Source organism: Nitratireductor sp. ZSWI3, from assembly GCF_024655565.1.
Classification (GTDB): domain Bacteria; phylum Pseudomonadota; class Alphaproteobacteria; order Rhizobiales; family Rhizobiaceae; genus Nitratireductor.
Map to the genome: position 1 here is coordinate 1 of NZ_JANKOF010000196.1, position 1,229 is coordinate 1,229.

Annotated in this window: 2 protein-coding genes; one reads left to right on the top strand and one right to left on the bottom strand. The window is 69.5% G+C overall.

What is annotated here, in order from left to right; translation table 11 throughout:
- Window positions 1–493: OmpA family protein (locus tag NUU27_RS25345; protein ID WP_257765062.1), on the top strand; the 493-nt coding region annotated here is incomplete at its 5' end.
- 89 nt (window positions 494–582) lie between these two features.
- Here the strand turns inward: NUU27_RS25345 and NUU27_RS25350 are convergent.
- On the bottom strand, window positions 583–1,229 hold a 647-nt coding region (locus tag NUU27_RS25350; protein ID WP_257765063.1), incomplete at its 5' end, for a pseudouridine-5'-phosphate glycosidase.

The window sequence follows — 1,229 nt, forward strand, 5'->3', positions numbered from 1 at the left end:
TCGTCGCAACGCGCTCATCGGCGCCGGCGTCGGCGCGCTGGCCGGCGGTGCCATCGGCTCCTACATGGACCAGCAGGAAGCGCAGTTGCGCGGCCAGCTCCAGGGCACCGGCGTCAGCGTCACACGCCAGGGCGACTACATCATCCTGAACATGCCCTCGAACATCACCTTCAGCACCGATTCGGCGGACATCCAGCCGGCCTTCTACGGCACGCTGAACTCGGTCGCCCTGGTGCTGCAGAAGTACAACCGCACGCTCGTCGACGTTTACGGCCACACCGATTCGACCGGCGACGACAATTACAATCTGCAGCTCTCGCAGCGCCGCGCCGGCGCGGTTGCCAACTACCTGGTTGGCCAGGGTGTCAACGGCCAGCGCTTCGCCGTCATCGGCGAGGGCGAGACGCAGCCGATCGCCTCCAACGCGACACCGGACGGCCGTGCGCAGAACCGCCGCGTGGAAATCCGCCTGTCGCCGCTGCGCGGCGCCTGACCCAGTCATTCCTGCACATCGTGCAGGACATTCAAAAAAAGCCGCCGGATTCCGTCCGGCGGCTTCTTTATTGGCGGCGATGCGCTGCCTCACCCGGCGGCGATGGCCCTGGCGATGTGCGCGGCGAGCCGCGCGTTGTTCTTCACCAGCGCGATGTTGGTGGCAAGGCTGGCGCCCTCGGTCAATTCCAGGATGCGGGCGAGCAGGAAGGGTGTCACCTCCTTGCCGCGGACGCCTCGTGCGGTCGCCTCCTCCTGCGCCCTGGCGATGTGCCCCGCCATGACGTCGGCGGCGATCTCCTCGGCGGCCGGCACGGGATTGGCGATCAGCATGCCGCCCTCGATGCCGAGGGCCGTGCGGGTCGCCTGGAAGCGGGCGATCGCCTCGGCCGTGTCGAGCCGGAGCGGTGCCCGATGGGGCGACTGGCGCGACCAGAAAGCAGGCATCGTGTCGGTGCCGAAGGCGACCACGGGAACGCCGCGCGTCTCCAGCACCTCCAGCGTCTTCTCCGTGTCGAGAATGGCCTTGGGGCCGGCCGAGACGACGATGACCGGCGTGCGCGCCAGCTCGTCGAGATCGGCCGAGATGTCGAAGCTGGTCTCGGCGCCCTTGTGCACGCCGCCGATGCCGCCCGTCGCGAACACGGCGATGCCGGCCAGATGCGCGGCGATCATCGTCGCCGCCACCGTGGTGCCGCCGCTGCGGCCGCCGGCGAGCGCGAAGGCGAGGTCGGCGC